Raw genomic sequence first — 24,373 nt, forward strand, 5'->3', positions numbered from 1 at the left:
TAAGAGTAGAGAAATTATGAATTATTCCATTGATGAGATTAAAAATTACCCTGCATCTGAGCGTATTTTGGCTGCACTTAAGGATGCTAGAATTAAGTTAGAAGCTGTGGAGTTAGAAAGGTCTGAGCAAATCGCTATTATTGGGATGGCGGGGCGGTTCCCTGGTGCGAGAAATTTAGATGAATTTTGGTATAATCTCAAAAATGGTGTTAACTCCATTGAGTTTTTAAATGATGAGGAATTATTAGCCAATGGGGTGAAGCCGGAAGATCTACAAAATCCGCATTATGTCCGGGCTTATGCTAGTTTCTCAGGAATTGACCAATTTGATGCGGCTTTTTTTGGTTATTCTCCTAGAGAAGCGGAAATTCTTGATCCTCAGCATCGTGTATTTTTAGAATGTGCTTGGGAAGCATTAGAAAATGCTGGTTATGATTCACAGCAATATTCAGGAAGTATTTCTGTCTATGCAGGGGCTGCACTTAATAGTTATCTTGTCAATTTATCGAGTAATTCTAATTACCGAGACTCTGCCAATAATGTGCAGATTGTTATTAGTAATGTGATGGGTTTAATGCCTACTCGTGTATCTTATAAATTGAATTTAACTGGTCCGAGTTGTGGTCTTCAAACTGGTTGTTCTACTTCTTTAGTAAGTGTACATCTTGCTGCTCAAAGTTTACTCAGTCGAGAATGTGATATAGCTCTGGCTGGTGGTGTATCTATCGGTTCAGGGGAAAAAACAGGTTATCTTTATCAAGAAGATGGTGTGCTTTCTCCAGATGGTTATTGTCGTGCTTTTGATGTGAATGCTAAAGGTACAGTTTTTGGTAATGGTGTGGGTATTGTTGTTCTGAAACGACTGCGGGATGCTATTAAAGATGGCGACCATATTTATGCAATTATCAAAGCTACTGCAATTAATAATGATGGTTCGCAAAAAGTTGGTTTGACTGCACCCAGTGTCACAGGACAAGCGAAAGCTATAGCGACTGCTTTAGCCAAATCAAAAATAAATCCAGAGACAATTAAATATATTGAAACTCACGGTACTGGAACAGCTTTAGGAGATACCATTGAAATTGCTGCTTTGACTAAAGCGTTTTCTCCACATACCAATAAAAAACAATTTTGTACTATTGGTTCAGTAAAAACTAATATTGGTCATTTGGATGCGGCTGCGGGTATAAGTGGTTTAATTAAAACTGCTCTAATTCTCAAACATAAACAAATTCCCCCCAGTTTAAATTTTACTGCTGCAAATCCCCAAATTGATTTTGCCAATAGTCCATTTTTTGTGAATACTCAGTTAACATCTTGGACAAATAATGAATACCCTAGAAGAGCAGGTGTGAGTTCTTTTGGTATGGGTGGAACTAATGCTCATGCAATTTTAGAGGAAGCACCAACATTATTATCTGCTAATAGTTCCCGTCCTTGGCATTTGCTGACACTATCAGCAAAAACTCTATCAGCTTTAGAAACAGCAACCAAAAATCTCTCTGAATATTTCCAACAATTTCCTGATGTGGATGTTGCAGATGTAGCTTACACTCTCCAAATTGGTAGAAGAGCATTTAACCATCGTCGCTGCTTAGTTTGTCAAACTCCAACGCAAGCAATAGAAATACTCACAGGACTTGATTCTTCCCAAGTTTTGAGTCATTCCCCAGAAAATACTGAACCTAGCGTTGTGTTTATGTTTCCTGGACAGGGTAGCCAATATGTAAATATGGGACAAGAACTGTACGCCACAGAAGCAGTTTTCCGCACAGAAATTGACAATTGCTGTGAATTATTAACTCCACATTTAGGTTTAGATTTGCGTTCTATCCTCTTTGTTCAAAAAAATAAAAAAGTAGCAGAGGAAATTGCCTTAATTACCCAAACTGCTTATGCCCAACCTGCACTATTTGTAGTAGAATATGCCTGGGCTAAACTCTGGTTATCTTATGGTATTCAGCCACAGGCAATGATTGGTCATAGTATAGGGGAATATGTGGCTGCGACTTTAGCTGGTGTATTCACTTTAGCTGATGCTTTGGTAATAGTTGCACAGCGCGGACAATTGATGCAAAAATGCCCGTCAGGAGTGATGCTTTCTGTTTCTCTTGCTGCTGAGAAATTGCAAGTTTTGCTGACAGATGATTTAGTGATTTCTGTGTATAATGCACCTCAGTTATGTGTCGTGTCAGGAACAGAAGCAGCGATTAATTTATTAGAACAACGTCTAGAAAATGAACATATTGCTCATCGGCGTTTACATACTTCCCACGCTTTCCACTCACCTTTAATGGTAAGTGCTGTGACTCCTTTGACGGAAATTTTCCAAAATATTCAACTTTGTTCTCCCCAAATTCGTTTTATTTCTAATGTGACTGGAACTTGGATAACTTCAGAACAAGCGACAAATCCCAATTATTGGGCGACTCATTTGCGTCAACCTGTGCGATTTGCTGAAGGAATTACTCAACTCCAACAAATACCTAATCAGGTTTTATTAGAAGTTGGTTTTGGTCAAACTTTGAGTAATTTAGTGAGACAATTTCCCGATGCACATCCAACTTTATCATCTGGACGGCATCCCCAAGATAATCAATCTGATGTGGCTTTGATTTGCAAAACTTTGGGACAGCTTTGGCTGTGGGGTGTGAGTGTGAATTGGGCAGAATTTTATACTGAACAACAACGCCGACGATTACCTTTACCTACTTATCCTTTTGAACGTCAACGCTACTGGGTGGAACGGTATCCGTTACCAGAAACTACTTCTACTACCTCTAAAACCCTTCAGAAGCAGGAAGATATCTCAAATTGGTTTTATTTGCCTTCTTGGAGACAAAAGCCTCTGTTGCGTTCTGCTGCACCTTTAAATAAACAGCGCTATTTGGTATTTTGTCATGGTGGGGGTGTTGGTGAAAAGTTAGTCCAGCAACTTGAGAAAATAGGACAAGATGTAATAACTGTTAAACCTGGAGAAAGATTTACTCAAGCAGGTGATAATTATACGATCGCACTTGATCACCCAGAAGATTACAAAACACTTTGGTTACAATTACAAACAGATGATCAGTTACCTGATGTAATTTTGCATTCATGGACTCTTCAAGAACTGACAAATTTTCAACAACAGCAAAATCTTGGTTTTTACAGTTTACTTTGGCTAATTCAGGCGTTATCGTCATCATCTCCATCTGTACGAATTTGTGTATTGACTCAACAAGTACACAATGTTTTGGGTAATGAAACTCTTAACGTTGATGATGCCACAATTCTGGGTTTAGTCAAGGTAATTCCGCAAGAATATCCGAATTTGACTTGTCAACATATTGATGTGTCTATTCCTAATCTTAATTTACAGCAAATAGTTAGGGAAATAACTACCCCACCCGTCCTATCGGACACCCTCCCCTTAGCAAGGGGAGGGTTGGGTAGTGCTATTGCTTATCGCGGTAAAACTCGCTGGTTACAAGAATTTACACCAATTTCTTTACCTGATGCTGAAGTTACTCAACTACCTCTGATTTCAGGGGGTGTATATGTGATTGCTGGGGATTTGGTGGAAGGTTTAGGGTTGATTTATGCTAAGTTTTTATCTGCTACGGTGAAGGCTAAGTTGGTGTTTTTGGGACGTTCAGATTTACCGCAGCCAAAACTATGGGATAATTGGTTGGCTACCCACGGTCGTCAAGATTCTGTTAGTCATTGTATTCAACAACTACAAGCTTTACAGGCTCAGGGATGTGAATTTTTGTTTAACAGTGTTGACTTAGCCCAGATTGATCAAGTTGAGGAGGCGATCGCTCATTCTCTCACTCAATTTGGTACAATTAACGGTGTGATTCACGCTGCTGCAATGGGCGATCGCGCTAGTTGTTTGATTCGCAATCTGACGATGGATGAGTGTGAAAAACAATTCTCTCCGAAAATCCACGGTTTGCTAACGTTAGAAGCAGCACTAAAAAATCAACCCCTGGACTTCTTCCTTTTACAATCATCTCTCTCGGCTGTGGTTGGTGGGATTGGCTTTGCTGCTTATGCTGGGGCTAACTGCTTTATGGATGCTATATCTCATCAACATAGTCAAAACAGTAACACACCTTGGATTAGTATTAACTGGGATGCCGTCAGTTTAGCAGAAATCACTACTCCCACAGGTGCAGCCCTCGTAGATTTAGCCATGACTCCCCAGGAAGTTTGGCAAGTTACACAAAGAATTTTAGCTCAACCTGTAGCCGCACAAATCAGCGTTTCTCCCATAGACTTAGAATCTCGCCCACAATCTCAGATCCCAGAAAATAGCATATCTGCAAGTAACCACGCCCGTCCCCAAATTTCCACTACTTACGTTTCCCCCAGCAATGAAATTGAAGCCAGAGTCACCCAAGTCATGGAGAATTTATTGGGAATCTCACCTATAGGGATTCATGATAACTTTTTCGAGTTGGGTGGACATTCGCTGTTAGCTATTCAAGCAGTTTCTCAACTGCGGTCAGAATTTCAAGTGGAATTACCCATGCGACAATTCTTATTTGAGTCACCCACCATTGCTGGTATAGCCAAAATTATTAGAGAAAATCAATCTCTGGTTACTGATGATACAGAAGCTTTGGTATCGAACCTTAGCGAAACATCTCACAAAGAAGAAATCGCCACATTACTTGATCAAGTTGAACAAATGACACCAACCCAAGTACAGGAATATTTTTTGGATACTTTGGAGCCGAGTTAGCCCCATCTTCTCCCACTTCTACCCTACCCGGATTTCTCACAAAGAAATCCGGGTAGGGTAAAAGCTAAACTAATGACCTATAATTCCGAGTAAAGATATGCTCATGTTAGATTTTAACAGTGCTGTCTGCTCGTCCCACGTCCCACTTCATCAATATCCGAACATGAACATCGACCGATTGCAGAAACTCAAGGAAAAACTGACTGTTGAAGCCGACTTATCCAATATCTGGTTATTTTATATGGATCATTTTGCGGATCATCCCGAATTTACTGAACTGGGTAAGCCTACTCATAATGAATACCTAGATGCTGTCCTGCACAACACTTGTCAGCAAATGTTTGGTAGGGCAATAAAAATTACTGACTTTCTCCCGATTTACATTCCAGAGTATCATTTTTTTCATGCCCCTTTCCAAGTTGAAAGACGTATTGGGGGTGTAATTTATTTCGAGGATATAAAAATTGGCTTAATTGCTGTATCAGCAGATTATCCTCCTACAGATGAAGTTAAGTATTCACGTTTTTCTGAGATAATGCAATTGCCGACACCTAATCGTAACGATCTTAATTAAGATAAGTGCAACGTATGTAAAACTTCGCGCAATATAGTGGACTTCTCAGAAGTGCTTTGACCAAGCGATCGCCCTCAGTCAAAAACTGGAGAGTTTCCAGATTAAGGGCTAAGAAAAACTACTGTTTAATAGCGGGCTAGGTTGCCCATAGTATGTAACCATTACTTGCTTTTTGGCTCTGGTTGCGGCTACGTGCAACAAACAACGTTCTCCAGCGATAAATCGGTCTTGAGAGGTTTTATCTGGACAGTCGCTCAGAGCAATTTGCAGTGGCAAAACGTCCTGATTTAATCCAGGAATGAGGATATAGTCAAATTGGAGTCCCTTAACTCGATACATTGTCCCCATCCTCATCCCTACATCTAATGGATTATCAGCGCGATCGCGATGAATTTGTTGAATGGGAAATTGATTCAGAGCGGCTTGATATTTTTCCATAAGTTTTTTGGTGCGGAAGACCATACAAACCCCAGAAAGATTATGACCGCTTTCTTGAAGATTAGTTAAAAAATGAGTTAAATAATTTAATTCCTCATCAAATTTATCAAACCCTTTCACAATCGGTTCATCTCCATGCATTAAAGAGCGATAATCTTCCAGGGAATCCATACCCCCATCAAGATCGTCAATGGATAGGTTAGCCAGGATAGCAGTTGCCCATTTTCTAATTTCGTCTGTAGTGCGATAATTGAGGCGGAGCTTCTTAGACCGACCACGAATATCTATTTCACAGTGACTTAAGGTTACAGTTTGCCCATAAATGCGCTGATGAGCATCTCCAACAATAAATAAATCGTTCGGTTTAGCAGTCCCTGCAATGGCTCGCAGTAACTCAAAGGCTACTTTACTCATATCCTGAGCTTCATCGACGATGACGGCTTGATAAGGTAAGGCTGCAATTCCCTTAGTCCGAATGATTTGAATTGCATCCCGCATAGCATCATTAGGTTCACGAAGTCCGCGCTCTCGGAGCAAGTTGCGATATTCCTCAAACACTATCCAAATGGCTTGGCGTTGTTGGCGGCTTAAACGAGTTCCTCGCCCAGTCCGACTGGCGCGTAAATAGTCTTTTAAGGTTTGACATTGATTCGGTTGCACAACTTCTTTCCATTCCTCGCAATAAAAACTCAGAGGAAGTCCGAGTTCCACGGGAGCGAGGGTATAAGCTTGTTCCCAAATTTCATTGGTTTCATAAACAATCTGAGTTTCAATACCCTCTTGCTGGAGAAATTTCATTACCCAAGAGTCTAAATTAATGACTCGAATCCGCTTCATCACTTCCGGGGAAACTAAGGTTTTCAGGTTAGCTTCAATGTCTACAGTGAGATTGCGGGTAAAGGTAGTGAACAGAATGCGATCGCTTGGATGATTAAACCTATTTTGGGCTAACCATTTAGCTCGGTGCATAGCTACCACTGTTTTGCCGGTACCGGCTCCGCCCAGAACTCGCACAGCACCATTCCAGTCTCGTTCAACTAATTTACGCTGGGTGGGATGAAGGAAAACGCGCCATTTTTCTAAGGGCGCTGCTAACATTTCTTCTAATTCGGTGTCATTGGTCACCACCATAAAGCGGCTGAGACTATCCTCGTTTTGCAGCGCGACTTCTAAATTCTCTGGGTCGATATTTGCTTTCGGTTTGGGTTTTTCTAGCTGTTGAAATATTTCTGCCAGGGGGTAGCCTGCGGCTAACATTAATATGGCATCACTGGCTTCTGTGGGTAAATGGGGTAATAATTGGTCTACATCTTCATCAGTAATGATTTGGCGGAGGGCTGGAAGTAAAATTTCTGGAACACCCAAGCGCATTAATTCTTGGTCTTTGATTAAGTCAAATCTTCCGCTCTGTTGCTGGTCTTTTTTCTGGCTAAGTTTTTCTGTGGTGGCTTCAACTTGTTCTACGTCGATAATTTGCAGTGCGCCAGAGACTTCATTAACTTGACAAATTTTCCGTTTAGCCCATTGATACGCGTCATCGTGTTTATCAACCCAAAGCAGGAGATAAACATTTCCTGATTCAGGTTTGAGAACGATCGCCCGATATTCTAGATCAACCCGAATAGATTTGAGCCGCTTATCCCGACTATCACGAATTGATTCATAATTTAAGCCGGGACGGGTGGGGTCTTGGCGAAATCGATTGATAAATTCTGAGACTTTTCCCTGGATTTTTCGGGATAACTGGCTATATTGATCAAAAAAATCATCGGCGATCGCTAGGCGGATACTATGTTGTAAACTCATTTATGAGACTCCTTTTAAAGTGCTGCTCAGGGTATCAAAAGCGGATAAAAAGTCTTCTATCAGCCACCCTTGCCAATGGGCTTGAGTAAACTTATCTGCATCCTCTGGTGTGAGAGTAACGGCAATTTTGGCTTCTAACCAAGCGAGTTCGGCGATCGCCACTACGGTTCCCCGCTCGTTTTCCAGTTCATAACCGACTTCTGGGGTCAGCCACCCTAACTGACTCATGCGGTCAATTGCGGGTAATAATTCTGCTTCTACCGTTAATTCCCGTACTTGTTCCCACTGGCGATCGCTGTGAGTTCGAGCTGTTACTGTAGTAGAAGATGGCATTCTCGCAGCAGATGGGGTAATTCCTGACTTATGAGTGCTGGTTGTTACTGCATAACTATGAGGGAGAAACTGATAAAGGTTGAGTAATCGTAACGCTGCTTGCCAATCTCCTTGTATTTCAGTGCGTTCGCGTAGCGTGCCGTAGGCATAGCTGACCTCGCCGCCAGTATCCCACTGAGTTACATCATCGAGTTGCACCAAGACTAGGCTACCATTCCCGTCTAGCTGACGATGGCGGCTACTATCAACCAAGGTGAAAACCCTTAAATTCTGAGAAACTTTAACTACACCTGTGATAAATTTCGGCGGTACTTCCCAAGCGGCGATCGCCTCCGCAGAGATATCCGCAGCGATGGTATCTAGTTGTGATTGTGTGCCAGCAGAATTGGCTTGAGCCAGAGTTCGCAACAGCGCCCAGTTTTGCCAGTTTTGACTATCTGGCTGGGCTAAATAATACATTAACCACTCAAAACTCCCCTCTGTTTCTAAGGGGCGTAAGTGAGAACATTGATATTGTGCATAAAATTGTTGCTCTGCTTGCTGGAATTTGGAGTTATTTAATTGACAATCCAGACCATCAGGTGATATAATGGGGCTGCGATGATTTTTGTCAACTTGTTTGGCTACATCGTCCCAAGTTAAAGACCAACACCAGAATTGTCCACTGCGTAAGATAGCTAGGCGTTGCTGAAAGTCTTGGGCGATGCGCTGGTGATGATACTCCCAACCATCAGTAAATATCACCAGGGGTAAACTAGAAATACGGCTAGAGGCTGGACGAATCACAAAATCAGCCCTAGAAGGAATATTTACCCCATCCTCTTCTCCCAGGGTCACTTGGGTTTCTATTGTCCAAGCCATATTACCAATTTTGAGATAGTAGCCAGTTTTGCCATTCACCACGTTCGGCTTAAAAACTGGCGGTTCCCCCTGGTAAACTCGACCATTATACCGAGCAATTGCTTCAATAAACCGCCGTTCTAACTCGCTTTCAAAGTTGCTATTAATCCGAATTGCTGATAAACCCTCAGAAGTCTCCTTTAACTGCGACCAATGCTGAAGCAACTTAGACAGCAGGTTTTCTGCTGTTTTGCGGCTGGTATAGTCTTGGTAAAAACTGTTGCGATAGGCAAATAAACACTGATAGCACCCGTCTTCATGGCGTTCTTTGCAACTACAAGCTTTCATAATTGTCAAAGCCTGTTGAAACACATCTTGCAGTTCTTGCGGTTTTTGTATCAGTTGTCGCAGATAACCTGTTCCCCCCGGTACGGTATCGAATAAGTAGAGAAAAGATTTCCGCAAGCTGGTATGAGGTTGAGGCTCTTGAGTAATGGTAGTATGGAGATGATCGACTTTGCCGCGAAATTTGCGCTTCAGTCCTAATTGAATTGCGGCAATAAAAGAGTTTTCCCCTTGAAGAGTCCAGAAACTTTCATCGGGCATCAGGAACCGAATTGACTCAGATTCAAACTCACGATATAAATAAAGTACATCCAGGGCTTTGGCTTGTTCGGGTTTATCTCGCCACTTACAGCTAATGGTGTGATCCTGGGGTTTATTGCCTTTCATGACTTTACCACAGTGAGAACAAACCCGGAATCCGCGAGTTGTGAATTTTTCACCGCCCATTTCTACGGTTTCCCCTGTGGCTAAAGATTCTCCTAAGTTGATTTCTCGGAAGTTGGTGCGGGAAATATATTCAAATCCAAAGGGAAAATCAGGATGATCGACTAAAAATGTCTGTTCCCGAAATGCTGGGGCAAAATCTACTAATAAATGACGTTCAAAAAACGAGATATTGCGGTCTTCGCTATCATCGCCAAACCGACTTTCTTTATCTGTAGTGGTAGCCATGACTTGAGTCAGGCGTAACATTTGGCGCAAGCGACCTTGGTCACTCCACATGACATCTCCACATCGGGGACAAGTTTTTTGATGGGCTTCGGGTTGAAAGGCTGGGGTAGCATAACTACAATTGCGACAGATGCGCCACTCTTGGGGCTGAGAAAGTTTCAGGTCTATTTGGTCTATTTTAATACACCGACCTTCAGCATAAAAAACGCCACCAGGAACTAATTCGCGAATTGCAACTTGGCTGGGTCGTTCGTAGCTGTATGTAGAGGTTTCATAGCCTTTGCTATTTTTCTGAGTGGGGGTGCTATTGCTAGAATGTATCTTTCGCAAGATAATGGAACGCAGAGTTACTCCGGCTTCTGGGAATGAGTAGTTGGGTAACAATCCTTCATCGGTGAGGAAGTTGAAAATATTTTTCTGGTTAATATGCTGAATTAATCCCTGAAAACCGGCTTTTTCTCGTTCTAGTTCTTCTAGCTTTTCTGGGTCTTGGAGGGCTTGGGGTTCGGCTTTGAGGTCTTTAATTCTTTTAGCAATATGGGTAATCAGGTCTTGGAGTCGTTTGCGTTCGTTTTGTACTCCCTGTAAACGGTCGAGGATGCGCCAGTCTAACCCATATTGTTCTTGTCCGCTTTCCATAAATGAGCGGATCTGTTCCTGGGTGGGTTCGTCGATGGTATTATGGGAGAATAGAGCTAAAAAGTCTGTGAGGAGTTGGCTTTGGTCGTGTTTAATGAAGTTGAGCCAGGTGTAGGGGAAACGAGTTTGATCTTGCTTTTGCAGAGTATTTAGAATATCATTGATTTTATAAGAAAAATCCTGACGGGCGATACCTCTAGCCACCCAACAATCCAGACAAAATGCGGTGAGTTGACGTTCTAAGATCGCCGCAGCATTTAAATAACATCCCGCAGCTTCCACACTCCCATCGAGCATCTGGGTGGGGTCGGTGTAGAAAAATAAATCGTGGGCTTTACCATTGGCAACTACACCCACAAAGGCGTTTCCGGCTTTGCGTCCGGCGCGTCCGATGCGTTGCTGAAAGTTGGCGCTGCTGGGGGGTACAGAACAAAGTAAAACACTGGAAAGGTCGCCAATATTAATCCCCATTTCTAGGGTGGAGGTGGCGGAGATCAGATTGGGGTCGCAGTAGCGATCGCTATTAATAAAGCGCTGTTCTAAGCGTTCCCGGTTGCTGCGGGTCAGCAGTCCTGTATGTTCTTGGGCTACTATGCGGCGGATTTCACCTTGCTGATAGAGTTGGCGGTAGTAAGCTAAACCGTTGCGGGGGTCTGGTTGATAATGTCCGGTACAGCCTGATGTTTGACAGACTTGGGGACTGGATTGTATATCTTCTGTTTGGGGTAGGGTTAACTGATGATGACAGCGATCGCAAGCTAAAACTTGACCCTGGGCTTGAATTTCGATCATTGACAGGGGAATCCCCCAGGCGCGACCTTGACCGCAAGGATACATTTCCAGCAGTCCTGATTCTACCAAACTATTGAGGGCAGTGTGTAAAATTTCGATAATTTGCTCTTTGAGCAGTAAACTGTCTGGAGTAAATACCCGCCTTGTCCAGTCTTCACACCAACTGCTTTGTTTACCAGTTTGGATAACTCGTTCAAATCGGTCTGTTTTTGCGGTAGCATTCACGAAAAATTTCGGCGCGGGGGTAGACGGCCCCAGGCGAGGCATATAAGTTAATTTCGACCAGATAAAAGTATTACCGCCATCTGTGATATAATTACCTTTGGTAGCTGGTTGTAAAATGCCTCCCCGGTGGCGGAGATGGTGCAGTAACCCCAAGAGAAACTGCCGCACAGATGAGAAACTAATGTGGCGTAAGGCTTCAATTTCATTGCTCAGTTGCAAGTGTAAAGCTTTAACGCTGTGATTCAGAGCATCATTGTTAAAACTGACACTGCACACACCACTACGTTCTAAAGAAGGGCCAATGGCGGCGCGAAGACCGAATTGGGTGACTATTTCCCAAACTAAACGCTCTTTGACTAAATTGAGTAAGTTGGTATTGGGTGCTAAATCTAAGCGATCGCTATTTACAAAAGTATCCCAATCCCGCAACCACTGTAAATCGTTGGGTAAAAAAGTGGCAATATAATTAGCTGTGGAATTGATTTTCTGCTGCCAATATTCGGGAAACTCTGTGACTAATTCCTGTAAAGTCAGAGATGGGGATTTAATAGTTCTCTCCCGAATCAGTTGGAAAATAGCCGTGCGGAGAGTGGTACGATAAGTACGAGCATTATAAAATCCGGCACGATGGGCAGCATCTTGGACAGAATCGGAAAAGGTCAGCAGTTTTTTATCGGTATTAAAAGGAGTAGTATAAAGAGTGCCAATGGTGGCGCTGGTGAGACTAGCCGCCTGAGAACCCAGGATAGATAAACCATTGGAATTACCGCAAAATGGACAGTCATGGCTAGAAATTGATTGAGTTTGACCGTTGCGGGTGATGGTTTTGACGACATCAGGAACGAGAACCGGAATCAGTTTGGGGGAATGACAACTGTGACAATGTTTCGCCCCAGATAAATTAATGGTGAGACATTCGGTACACAGCAAACGCATATCGGGGTGATTTGTTTCCTCATTCACTGGGAAAACAAAAGATACTAAAGGTTTGTTATTAAAAAACGCCTTGTAAAAACCCCGTAAGTCATTAGCAATCAGTTTATTGGCGCTTTGGAAAGGCTGAACCGCACCCCAACCGGTCGCCCCACAGTCCCGACAGTGCATCACCGGTAAGGTTTTGGTTTTTTCCCTCATCTCGGCGGTGAGGTCGTCAGAATATAGCAGTTTTGGTTGAGACTCCACCGAAGCCACCATACGCTTGAGTTCTCGGAACCACACTTGTATGCGTAATGTTACCCAGGGTAAAATTAAAGATTCACTATCAGGGCGCTGAATGCGGCTGCGGGCTGCGCCTATGAGAGCAAAAATACTATCCAGGAGGAGTTCACAGTATTCTGGGTGTTGCTGTAGGGGTAAATGCAAACGCCGACCGATACGGTCAAGTATATCGCTATAGGTGTAAGATTGTTGACTTAAAATTCTGATTAAGTTATGGATAATTGGCAGGGTTTTGAGTTCTGTACCCAGTTGGACGCACCAAGCATCATCTAGGGGGGCGTTGGGGTCAGTGTCGGTGAAGGTGAGTGCCGGGGGTGTATGATTGTCAGATACAGGTTTTGGTTTCCCCGTTGCGCCTAAATTTATATCTGTGGTTTCCCCTGGTAAACTTTCTTCATCCCAGGGGTTTTGCAGCCAGAGTTTCGCTTGGGCGCGGATGTACGCTGCGGGACTATGATAGTTATTGGGTTGCAGTTGGTTGATGGCTTCTAACCCCGGAAGAGGTAAAACATTGAGCAACGCATTGGCTAAAAAATCAGCATCGGTGAGGCGGTTTTCTTCTACTAATGCGCCATTGTCAAAGGTTTCTTGGAAAATAGTTTCGGCATATTTGAGTATATCAGCGCGATCGCTTTTATTTCCCAAAGTTGCCGAAGTTCCCACACAAGCTAAATGTTGCGGGGGAGTTTGCAGACGATATTTCAGCCGACGTAATAAACAAGCCAGGTCGGTTCCTTGTGCGCCATCAAAGGTGTGAAATTCATCAACCACCAGATAACGTAGGGTTTGGGGTTGGTTATCTCGCCATAATTGTTGCTGTTCTGGCTGAATTAACAGATAATCTAGCATTTTATAGTTAGTCAGCAGAATATCTGGGGGCGCTTCTCGCAAAGTTGGTTTATCGGTGATAATTTTTTCTGGTGTCATCACCTTCGTGGGGGTTTCGTCTTTGTCTCCCACATATAAGCCGGCTGTGATTTTTCCCTTCAGAGATGGAGTGTTGTGGATAAGTTGAGCGATGCGTTTACCTTGGTCAGTAGCCAAGGCGTTCATGGGGTAAATTAAAATAGCTTTAATTCCGGGTTTTCCCTGTTGTTGGCGACAGTGTTCTAATAAGGGAAGTAAAAAACACTCGGTTTTACCGGAACCAGTACCAGTAGCAATTAAAGTAGATTGGTAATGGGGGGGACTGAGGCGATTAAATGCTTGTTCTTGGTGGAGGAAGGGAGTAAAACCCAGGGGAATTTCTGGGAAGTAGTCTTGACCAATGGTTCCGGGACGAAAAGGTAAGCCGAGAGAAACGTAAGGACCACGATAGATATTCTGTTTGTCTGCTAAAAACCGTGTTATCAAGCCATCAAAACCAGCAGTGGTGGGGCGAAAGGTGGTGCAGAGGTAATCTTCTACACAGTTGCGGATTTGACTGGCGACAACTGAAGGTATCATTGAGGTTTGGTTTGGGTGGGAGATGCTGCTTTAAATTATACTAGCAGCAATTAAGGTGTTGTCAATGTATTTTTATCTCTCTTCAGATCATGTCCGTTTACAGCGATTTTCGGGTAAATGAACCACATTTTTTTGTTTCACGCAGAGGCGCAGAGGCGCAGAGAGGAATCAAGAGTATGGTCTAAATAGATGAAAACTGCTGTAATTAGTTACGATTACCACATCATGTCACCCCACCCCCAACCCCAGACCGCAAGCGAGGAGGGGAGATAAAGCAAAGGTTTGGCAGGTTTTCGCATTTCGTAATTATTCAACTTAAGCTTGTCACACCAGTAGGGTGTGTTAGCGCAGCGTAACGCACCGCACCAAAGCTTTAATAATGGTGCGTTACGGATTTCATCCTAACACACCCTACTTCTAGACTTTGAAAACACGCTCTATATTTGATTTTGGAAGTAATTCCAGGCGGTGCGGTAGTCTTCTACTCTGTCGCATTTAGCAAAGGGGGCTTGATAAATTATCTGGCGTTGGATGATTCCTTCTGGTAGGGTATCATCTTCTACTGTGACTTCTACTGTACCTGTTTTCATGTCTTGCACGTCTTCCCAGCCGATGGTCTGTTTTTTCTGATTACCTTTGCGGGGTAAACCGACACCTGTTAAGCCTTTACTGGTGGTAAAAATTATCCGCCCGTTCATGTCATAATATGTTTCTCGTTCGTATTGTTGCATGACTGGGAATTGGACTCGGTATATGGTAATCAGTTCGTCTAATGTCAGTCCCAGCGCCTTTGCTGCTAATACATCTATTTCTACTAAGGCTTGTCTTCTATCATAGTCGGTGCGGAGGGCGTTGTTTCTTTGCCATTTGGGGGTGAGTTGGGTGAAAAAGTTGCTTGTCAGGCGCGGATCTTCTGGTTTACTCCAACTGTCTTGGGTGTATGTGTCTTGCCAGCTTTCTTCCCATAGTTCACTGTAGTATGTTGTTAGGCAGTTTAAAGCTAGGGTGCGAAGTTTTAGCGCTGGGGATGCACTTATTAAAGGAAAGTTTTCCCAAGTGTAGCCAAGGTTAGAGCGTCCCGTTGTTTTAATGTAAAAATCTGCAATGATACTAATTGCAAAACTAGCAGCATTTAATAAAACATTGGTTTCTTGAAATGCAATTGATTGCACACCATGAATGTGAGCTACTCCCGGAGAAACTAAACTAGGAGTATAAGTTCTTTCACCTGATTGACTTAACATACCTCTAGCTGCTAACCGATAAAAATCAGTAACAGGTTTTTTTATCACCCCAAGGGACGCAGGGAGTCCGCATACGGTATTCGCTGGGGGAACAGTCGGGGACGTAGTTGGTGCGAGGGAGATAATCATCGGGAATTTGCGTTAAGTCGAGACAATCATAATGGCTATTCAAGCGACAAAGTTTTCTAGGAGTTTTATTTAATGGTGTCCCAACAAAGAAATGAGGACCAGATAGAATTAATTCTTGAGGAGATTGGGGAAATTGAGTATCGCGGCGAATGGTATGGTCTTTCTTTACAGCATTTGTTTCATCAAACATTACTGTTGCATAATATTCACCCTCTAAATTACCTAAACGCTTTTCTTGGGCTGCAAATTTCTCTAATACGTTGACTAAATTCTGAGAATGCAAAGCAGGTAAACGGGCTTCTGCTGGTGTACCCTCAGAATCATAAAGTTGAGCAAATATTTTTAACGTATTTAAATCAACGCTAATAATTCTCGCTGGATGTCCTTTAGTTTCCCATTTGCCATTATTATCTTTGATTCCTGGAATAACACTACTAAAGGTTTCAAAGCATTCAAATATAGTTTTAGTGCTGAATAAATTAGCAATATGAACAAAGCGAATAATACCGCTTGCTGGATTGAATGGGTTTTGATAAATATTTATACTGAATTTAGCATGATGATCCACGTCATCAAAAAGATTTAACTCATTCTGTATTTGAAAATGTGCTATTAAATAACAATAAAGCTCACTCCGCAGCATTCTTCCCTTGGGGTCATCATAAACACCCTCTGGATGTAAGAAACCCGACACCCCCGCAGGTTTGCTAAATGTCCACGCTTGGGGAAGAAAGCATTTAAATAAATTCGTCTGAGAACCTTTTAACAACGGATAATTCTGCACCGCATTCAGAAAATTTTGTGTTCCGTCTGATTCCTCATATTCCTGTAAATATCCCCTTTTTAACCCCGGATATTTCTCAAATAAATTCTCTCGCCGTTGCGCTAAATCACTCGCCGATAACTTGCGAATTACCATTAAGGGGTCATAATCTGCCAACACGTCCCCCTCTGTCCACTCAATTTTAATCCAAGGGGGATTTCCCACCATTAAATCAAACCCGCCATTAAACAGAAAGATATCTGCAAATTCCAACTCCCAATGAAAAAAGCGATATTTTTCCCCCAACTCTTCCACCAACTGCAACCGAGGGTTAATGATTTTCAACTTATCCAAATTGACAAATCCCCAATTGGCGACAAAATCTTGTCCCTGTTCTGGCGGTTGGGTTTCGGGAAATAAAGACAACTGCTGAGAAGAAGAAGCCAGCATCTCAGTTTCTCCTAAAATCGCCCCCACATCCTGCAAAAACTCCTCACGACTGGGTAAATTTTCCGCCTCCTTCACAGGCCAAAACCACAAAGCACACCAATAGTCCATCACCAACTTGAGACGACGGTAAGCAAAAGCATTCTGTATCCCTTGGGAGAGTTTTTCTTGTTGGAAGATTTTATCCTTTTGTTCTAAAGGCGTTTCTCGCTGGTCTTCCGATTTTTGTCCCCATACTGTCAAACTATCGGTGGTGCGTTGACGAATCTTTTTCAGTTCCTGGGCGTAAGACTCCCAAAGTTTATGGATGCGTTGACTGAGAAGCACAGCATAATCAGCTTGTTCTGCTGTTAATTCGGCTTTACAAAACTGCTTCTGCCAATCATTAATCAGTTTAATGGCTTCGGGTTCCAGTTTTTTAATCACTTTATCCGTATAATTTGCCATTCCCGGATCTCCCAAGAGGAAATGAAAAATTCCATCTGGGGGTAAAGCTGAGGCTAAAGGTATGCGTTCCGGTTCAAATTCATGCCATTTCGCCACCCCTTTTTTAGACCCGGTGACATTCCGACGGCGATAAATTTGCCTTCTCGCCCCTACGAGGGAATTTCCGCAATGCAGTTGTAAACCAAACCAAGGAACAAATATTTTCTCTGGTGCTTTGGGGTCGCCATAAATGCAGTTCAGCCATAGGGAGACTTCCGCCAATTCCATCGCTACCGGGTTTTTGTCAATCCCGAAAACGTTTCTATCCGCCAGCAACATTTTGACTTTCTGCATTTCCAAGCTGATATCATCATGGGGGATACGCTGGTTAAGTTCGGCTTGCTTGCGTTCTAAATATGCTGCGGCTAGTTGGTCAATTGCTTCATTCAAAAAGGCAGCACTTCCCATCGCCGGCTCACAGATGGTTAAATTTAAAATATCATCGGCGGTTTTATCGGTTAATAATTCTTTGAGAGCATATTTCACCAAACATTCGGTTAAAGACTGAGGGGTGTAATAACTGGCGCTTTTCTGTCTATCTCGTCCCGCCAAGCGAAACAAGAATTTCCCTTTTTCATGCTTGCGGGGGGCTTTTCCGGTGTCTGGGTCTGGGACTAACTCGGATTTTTTCAACTCATCTAACCGATGCTGCGGCACAAAATAGGCAACTTCTAACTCTCGTGATTTTTGATATCCTGAATTAGTGAATGATCTGCTTTTGCCTTCATCGGGTTCTGCATCATCATCATCTAGCCCCGCCCAGCTATCATCGCTGTCATCGGTGTTTTTACTACTATTTGCAGGTTGCACTTCATACAGGTCTTCTTCTGCAAAAAAAGCCGAGAGACTTAATAAACCTTCATAGACTTCTCCCAGTTGGTTTACGCCTAACTGAGCATAACTTATTCTCCCCCGCCGTCCTTTTCCCACCTGAGACAAAGACATCAGTTCTAAAACCTGCTGTAATACGCAGTTACGAAATTTTACCCGGTTGAGCATATCCGTTTGTTTGGGGTCAAATAAATGGCTTTTCAGGGCGGGTAAGCGGAAGGTATTATGAATAATGGGGGAATGTTCGGAATTTTGCCAAATTTCTCCTTGCTTATATTTGGCTTCGGGATACCCTGACCACAGCAGCTGAAATAAACGCCGAATACAAGTATCTATATAGTAGCTGTTTTCGTCTTCTGTGGAAAGTAATTTGGTTTTTTCTAAATCTCGCAGGGCTTCTAAGCTGTACCCTTGGCGATAGACATCAGAAGCCATCGGTGCATAGCCTAATGCTGGTCGCGCTTCTATGTAGAAAATGAACAGCAAACGATAGACCCAACGCAGACATTCTAGTTTTAGCTGCTGGGGGTTGATTTTCTGTTCTCCCTGTTGCTTTTGCTCTGCGGTGGAATACAGGCCTTTTTTGCTGACTGTACGCCGGTAGTAAATTACTTCGTTCCCCAACAGTTCGATAGCTTCCCGCAAGGCAAATTTCAAGTCTTTGGAAACACTATAAGTGTGGCGGTGACTATTGTCATCCAGGGTATCCAATAATGCTGTGCCATCTGCTGGACAAATGCGATCGCAATGTAATAAGGTAGCCGCAGCTAAGAGAGAATCCCGGTCTCGTTCTTCGAGGAGTTGCACTAAATCAAAGCGCAGTAAGCGGGACGCATTCCACTTGTGGCGGTCAATTAAGGCAATTTGGTCAATACTCACCAGAATCACCCACCGGGGCGGATTATCCTGGGCAAAAATCGAGTCTGTTAACAAATCTTCCAGGTTTATCCCCTGCAATTGCTGGCTATCTTCTGCGTGTAATTCCTGATACTGTTCTGGTGTTAAGGTTAAAGAAAGTACATCTGTAGGTTCATTATGGGGATTAAAAGCTGCGATCGCCCACAATTGAGGATTACTCTGATTTTTAGTAACTTCTGCTACCACTGGCAAGAGACTATCATCATCTAAAACTTTGATTTGAGGATGCCAATTATAACCCAAAATGCTTAAAAGCTGCTGTAAAAATTCGGTTTGTAGCTGAAATTTTTCCCCCGGTTCATGAATGCGTTCTAATTTATCCCGGAGGCGAAAATAATCTTGTCGGAGACTAGCGAGGGCTTTATCTGGTGTTTTCTCTTCAGCATTTTGCCAATCTTGGGTAATTCCGTTCAGGTCTTGGGAGAGAATAGCATCCAGGTAATGCGCCGAGTAAAACTCGTTTTCGTTAGCGATTCCGACTAAAGGCATAGGATTACAGCAGATTTATATCCGAAGTTTGGGAATAGGGATTTTTTTACACCTTCCCTTTATACAATAAAGCAAAATCTGGCACTAGGCGACTGGAAGTCATATCAAGTCCGGCAAATTACTTACGATATGTCATTGCGAGTGCAACGAAGTGGAACGACGCAATCGCCCAGACTCTGCGATTACTTCACTTCGCTATCGCTACGTATGGCTAACGCCACGCTCCGCTAACGTAATGACAAGCGTTTATTCGGACATGATATCACGGAATTATTGAGGCGAAAACCACCTTTGAGGAACACTGATGAGGGCGGGTTTATTTATATGCTGGTTAATATTAAATCATATTTGTCAACCCGCCCCTACAAGACACCACACAAAAAATGTGTTTCCGTCGTCACCCAATACTTTTCGGTTAAGGTTTTGTTCGCGTAGCGTGCCGTAGGCAATCCCGCCAACCCCCCTTGAAAAGCAGGGCTAAAGTCCTCAAAGTCCCCCTTCTTAAGGGGGATTTAGGGGGATCTCCAATGTGCAAATATCGTTAACCTAAACCGGAAATTCACAGCCTCCAACATCTAGCCACGCAATACAGCAATTAGTTTGATATATGGTTCTGTTTCGGTGGTCATGGAGAGATTAACCCAGTCTCGATAATCTTGAAATATTTTATCAATATCCGTGCGCCTTTTCTGTTGTTGCTGTTCTTTAATGGTTTGCGGGCGTTTATCTTGCTCAAAGGACAGTTCTAGTTGTTCTACATGATATCCTTGCAGACGTTCTAGGCGTTCCTGTTGTTCTTGCAGTTTGGGGTTTAATTGGGTTTGAAAAATTTCCCGTTCTTTCTGGAGGTAGGTTCGGGCTTGTTGAATGGTAACAGAACGCAGGGGAAGTAAATCTTTTAACTCTATCCCGCCGGAATTAGGAATTGGGTGTTTACCCAGTTGTGTCCGTTGTACTGTGTCTGCAAAAGGTTCTACTCTCTGAAATTGACCTTGTTGAAAAATCACTGATACCCAGCGATTGAGTATAGAAGACCCCCGGCGATTGGGAAAACTCCCAAAACAGATAAAGATGGCTTCTTGAGGACTGATTCCCTGAGAAAGTTGGATGACTGGGGCTTGGTGTCTGCCAAAGTAGAATAAACAGCGATCGCTCAACCATTCTACTAAAGGATGCAAGTCCCAAAGATATTGTTTTTGTGACCAGTCTGCATCCTGACGACGCGCTTCTACCATTGCGGCCATAATTACTTGGGGACGGTCTGTCAGGTGGAGGAGACTTTTGCTATCGGGACAGATTTCTGGGGGTAAGCGATCGTACCGAGATTTGAGTTCTTCGGGTAGTTGTAACTCAATAAAACCATCACCTTGATTAATGGTAAGATTGGGTATTTTTACTGTACTAGACCGCAGGGCAGCCACGGCAAAATCAAAGGTAGAGTTAAACAAAGTTAACAATTTCCCAGTTTCTGCTATGGGTTGAGGGGCGGTTGTGGCTTCTGGTGTAAAACTGTCTTCGTTTTCAAACCAACTAAATATATCAGTCTCTCCCCCACTGGCTGCATTACCATCCAGTTTTTGAGAAAATTCCTCAGCCGAAATTCCGGTTTCAATGGCTTCTGCTGTGACGGCTTCTTCTGCTTCTGGTGCAAATACTCCCATAAATACGGAAGGATCACCAATATTTTTAATGGCTTGTTCGTCTTTTACCAATAATACTTGAATAATTCGCTTTACTTCGTCCATCCGTTCTAGGGTAGAACGAGTCAGCAAGTACCGAATTTCTGGCTGTCGGGTTTGTCCATAGCGATCAATACGTCCATTTCTTTGTTGTAAGGTCATTAAAGACCAAGGAATATCAAAATGAATGAGTTTATGGCTGAGATAGTGCAGGTTTAATCCTTCGGAAGCAACTTCGGTGGCGATCAAAATCCGCACGGGTGATTTTTCTTGTCCGAATTGTTCTACAATCTTTACTTGGTCTACATCAGCCATTCCTCCATCTAAGATGGCGATCGCTTGGGGTTTTAACTGTAAATCTGCGGCTAATTGGGTTTGGAGAAATCTCAAAGTTGCCAATCTACCAGTAAATATCACTAAACGGTCGGTGGTATTTTTACCTGTCCACTGAAAATCCTTTTGAATCAGTTGCAGTAGTTGTTGGTATTTAGAAAAATCAGCAAGTTCAACTTGTGCTAAAGCAGCTGCTAAGGCTTGTAATTCTACTATATCGGCGCGATCATCGCTTGGGTCAATACTTTCTTTTTGTTGCAACCTTTGCAAACGATTATGAACTGTTTCTAAACAAGCCTGGGGACTAGATAGCATGGCTTTGAGTAGGGTGGTTTTAAACAGTTGTCCCGCTTTTCGCTGTTTGTCAATAGTAGCTAAGTGTAAATCATTGATGCGCTGAAATACCCGTTCTTCAGCAACAGAGGCTGTGGCTTCTACCGCTTCTACATGACGTTCGGGGATATTTTGCTTGAGGTCTTGCAAGACATCCTTTTTAAACCGCCGGACATACAAATCACGAATGTCATCTTTAGTATAGTTGCATTCATTGGCGATCGCCGTGGGATCAAGCATATTCATCAAACTGGCAAAACTTTCTGGTCTGCCATCATGGGGAGTCGCTGAAAGTAAAATTAAAGTATCCGAACGAGTCGCCAACCGTTCTGCTAATTTTGACCGTTGGGAAGCCGACTCTCCTTTCCCCCGTTTAGCGACGTTGTGAGCCTCATCAATAATAATGATATCCCAATAGGCTTGTTCTAAGTAGCTGCGATATTCCCGGTCTTGTTTAAGGGTATCAATAGAAATAATGGCGCGATCGTAATAATGAAATGGATTATGATTTCCGGGAAGACGCGATCGCACCCGTTGAATTTCCACCGAATCCAACCGCACCAGAGGAATGGTAAACCGCAACCAAAACTCTTTTTGGAATTGTCCCATCATCGATTTAGTGGTGACGACTAAAATTCTGCGTCCCTTTCCCCGTCGGATTAACTCTGCAACCAAAATCCCACATTCAAGAGTTTTACCCAAACCCACAGCATCAGCAATCAATAGCCTTTGGCGAGGCATTTGCAAAGCCAAAGCAGCAGGATATAGTTGATAGTCGAGAGCATCCATCGCTGCGTACTGTCCCAGATAAATCCGCCCATCTTCGGGAACGATTTGTTTTAAATTTGCTTCAATAAACAATAAACTCTGGGTATAACCGGAAGAAGAATCAGCCACCAACTCAGTTTCTTCGGATTTTAAAACCTGTAGATCTCCACCTTGTTCTTCTATCTCCTTGAGAAACTGAACTCGTCGTCCCCGCAAGAATTCTGAAACTCCAACCGCTTCTATTACCGAATCTCCATCAGAAGAAAGAGAAACGGATTTCACCAACCATTCTGCATCTCGACAGAGAATCCGCGCACCCGGAGCAATATTTGTTACCATATTTTTCAAATAGTATTAACTTACAGAAGTAGTTTGGAATCTACACCTGTTGTGGTATACGGCAAGTAAATTGCCTTAGATATCCTAAAATTTTCACCAAGAAATCGTCTTTGCATTTAATCTCATAAAATTGTAGTTGTCCGTAGTCAAACGTAGCTATACCCGTCACTACAATGAACCTTAGTAATATCTTTCATTGTTGAAAATTCAACTCTAAAACCATTGATAACAATCTCACATCCGTTTTTTGTGGGAGTTTTAACACGACTTACATACTTTCCAGAAGTTATGTTTTTACGATCTTTGTGCAAAGTAGCCTTAACAAAATCTCCTGTAGAAACATGAGTGAATATTTTTTTAGGCTCAGTGCAAGGAAAACCAAATTTATTGATCCTACAGAATCTTCTGCAACTATGCCCCGTGCTTTTTACTGTTAAAATTTTTGTTGTCAGTATTTTGAGAGTTTCAACTTTTCCTACACAAGCAGCATCAATCCAATGAGTTTTAGGCAATCCTAAACGAGTTCTATTAAACTTAGTTAAACCTCCTGAACCTGTTGTTATAGGTAATCCAGTTTCTTTTAACTTATTAAATAAAGCCCATCTCGTTGAATTTACAGCAGACGCATCTTTTAGTGGACGCTTGGCTTGGGATAAAATTTGCTTCAACAACTCAGGCTTTTTTGCTAAAAACTTCTCAATATCTTGAGTACCTTTTTTGATATTGCATTTCTCACAAGCTAGACACAAATTAGAAATTCTATTAGTTCCTCCTTTGGCTTTTGGTTTAATATGCTCAACTTGTAAAGGGACATTTTCCGCAGTACAGTATGCACATTTTCTATTCCATTTATTCAAAAGATATTCACGGACTTCATACCCTTGTAACTCTCCCTGTTGATACTCAAAGCCTGATATCTCCGGGTTTTCTAGCTGCTGTAGGTCAAACCTAGCAAGCTCTTGAACTATGTCAGTTATTGGGGCAAAATTACATAATCTTTTAACCCAAGTGTTAATAGTTAAAACTCTATGGCTTAAAGAAGGTGCTAACCAACCTTGAGGTTTAGTGCGGTTAAGAAATCTAGCTTGACGATAACGAGTATGTCTAGAACGTCTTCCTCGCCTTACTCCTTTTCGAGTTTCTAGGCTTTCTTTAATAGCTAAACCTCTGTGTTGTAATTCCATACCCCAGATGACTTTATTATTTTGAACTAACGCAAAACCTGTAGTTTTACTCCCTGGATCTATTTTTAATTCAATCGGTTGAGTTGGAACTTCAGATTTAGGTTCTTTCAAAATTATGGTAAATGGAAATCTTCTAAATACAGCAGCTTTTTGTTGATTTAATAAAAAACGTGCATCTCCTGGATGAATTGGAGTAAGTGGTTTTTTGTTGGTATCAAGAACTAGAACAAAATTAGACATTTAAATTTCACCTTTTCAGGGTAATGTTTGCTTCAACCTTGTTATCTGAGCTTGTTATGCTAAATACACTATCCTTGCGGATTGTTTAATAAGTAGCAACATGGCAGGGGACTAGCGAATCCCAAGGTGT

8 protein-coding genes are annotated in these 24,373 nt (G+C 42.6%); 2 read left to right on the forward strand and 6 right to left on the reverse strand.

Annotated elements, in window-relative coordinates; genetic code table 11:
* The first annotated feature begins 16 nt into the window (after positions 1 to 16).
* Together NSP_RS11950 and NSP_RS11955 are read left to right on the forward strand one after the other, a co-directional pair.
* The gene (locus NSP_RS11950) at positions 17 to 4,732 is read left to right on the forward strand and encodes a type I polyketide synthase (RefSeq protein ID WP_231859457.1); all 4,716 of its coding nucleotides are present in this window, start codon (positions 17 to 19) and stop codon (positions 4,730 to 4,732) included.
* A 163-nt stretch (positions 4,733 to 4,895) separates the two neighbouring features.
* Entirely contained in the window at positions 4,896 to 5,306 is a 411-nt protein-coding gene (locus NSP_RS11955; RefSeq protein ID WP_006194164.1) for a hypothetical protein, read from the forward strand.
* A 108-nt stretch (positions 5,307 to 5,414) separates the two neighbouring features.
* On the opposite strand, the gene NSP_RS11960 is transcribed toward NSP_RS11955, so the two are convergent.
* The 6 genes from NSP_RS11960 to iscB form a co-directional block, all read right to left on the reverse strand.
* Positions 5,415 to 7,550, reverse strand: a complete 2,136-nt coding sequence (locus NSP_RS11960) for a UvrD-helicase domain-containing protein (protein WP_006194165.1) — start codon at positions 7,548 to 7,550, stop codon at positions 5,415 to 5,417.
* Entirely contained in the window at positions 7,551 to 14,060 is a 6,510-nt protein-coding gene (locus tag NSP_RS11965) for a DEAD/DEAH box helicase (protein ID WP_006194166.1), read from the reverse strand.
* Positions 14,061 to 14,497: 437 nt separating this feature from the next.
* On the reverse strand, positions 14,498 to 15,304 hold the full coding sequence (locus tag NSP_RS26905; RefSeq protein WP_231859458.1) for a hypothetical protein: 807 nt from the start codon (positions 15,302 to 15,304) through the stop codon (positions 14,498 to 14,500).
* Positions 15,305 to 15,329: 25 nt separating this feature from the next.
* The gene (locus NSP_RS11970; protein ID WP_231859459.1) at positions 15,330 to 19,367 is read right to left on the reverse strand and encodes an Eco57I restriction-modification methylase domain-containing protein; all 4,038 of its coding nucleotides are present in this window, start codon (positions 19,365 to 19,367) and stop codon (positions 15,330 to 15,332) included.
* 575 nt (positions 19,368 to 19,942) lie between these two features.
* Positions 19,943 to 22,819: a DEAD/DEAH box helicase gene (locus tag NSP_RS11975; protein ID WP_006194168.1), complete on the reverse strand. Its 2,877-nt coding sequence runs from the start codon at positions 22,817 to 22,819 to the stop codon at positions 19,943 to 19,945.
* Between the two features lie 146 nt (positions 22,820 to 22,965).
* Positions 22,966 to 24,243 (reverse strand): RNA-guided endonuclease IscB, encoded by a 1,278-nt coding sequence (iscB, locus tag NSP_RS11980; RefSeq protein ID WP_006194169.1) that lies wholly within the window; start codon positions 24,241 to 24,243, stop codon positions 22,966 to 22,968.
* Between the last annotated feature and the right edge of the window lie 130 nt (positions 24,244 to 24,373).

Origin of the sequence: Nodularia spumigena CCY9414, assembly GCF_000340565.2 — a bacterium.
Taxonomy (GTDB): Bacteria; Cyanobacteriota; Cyanobacteriia; order Cyanobacteriales; family Nostocaceae; genus Nodularia; species Nodularia spumigena.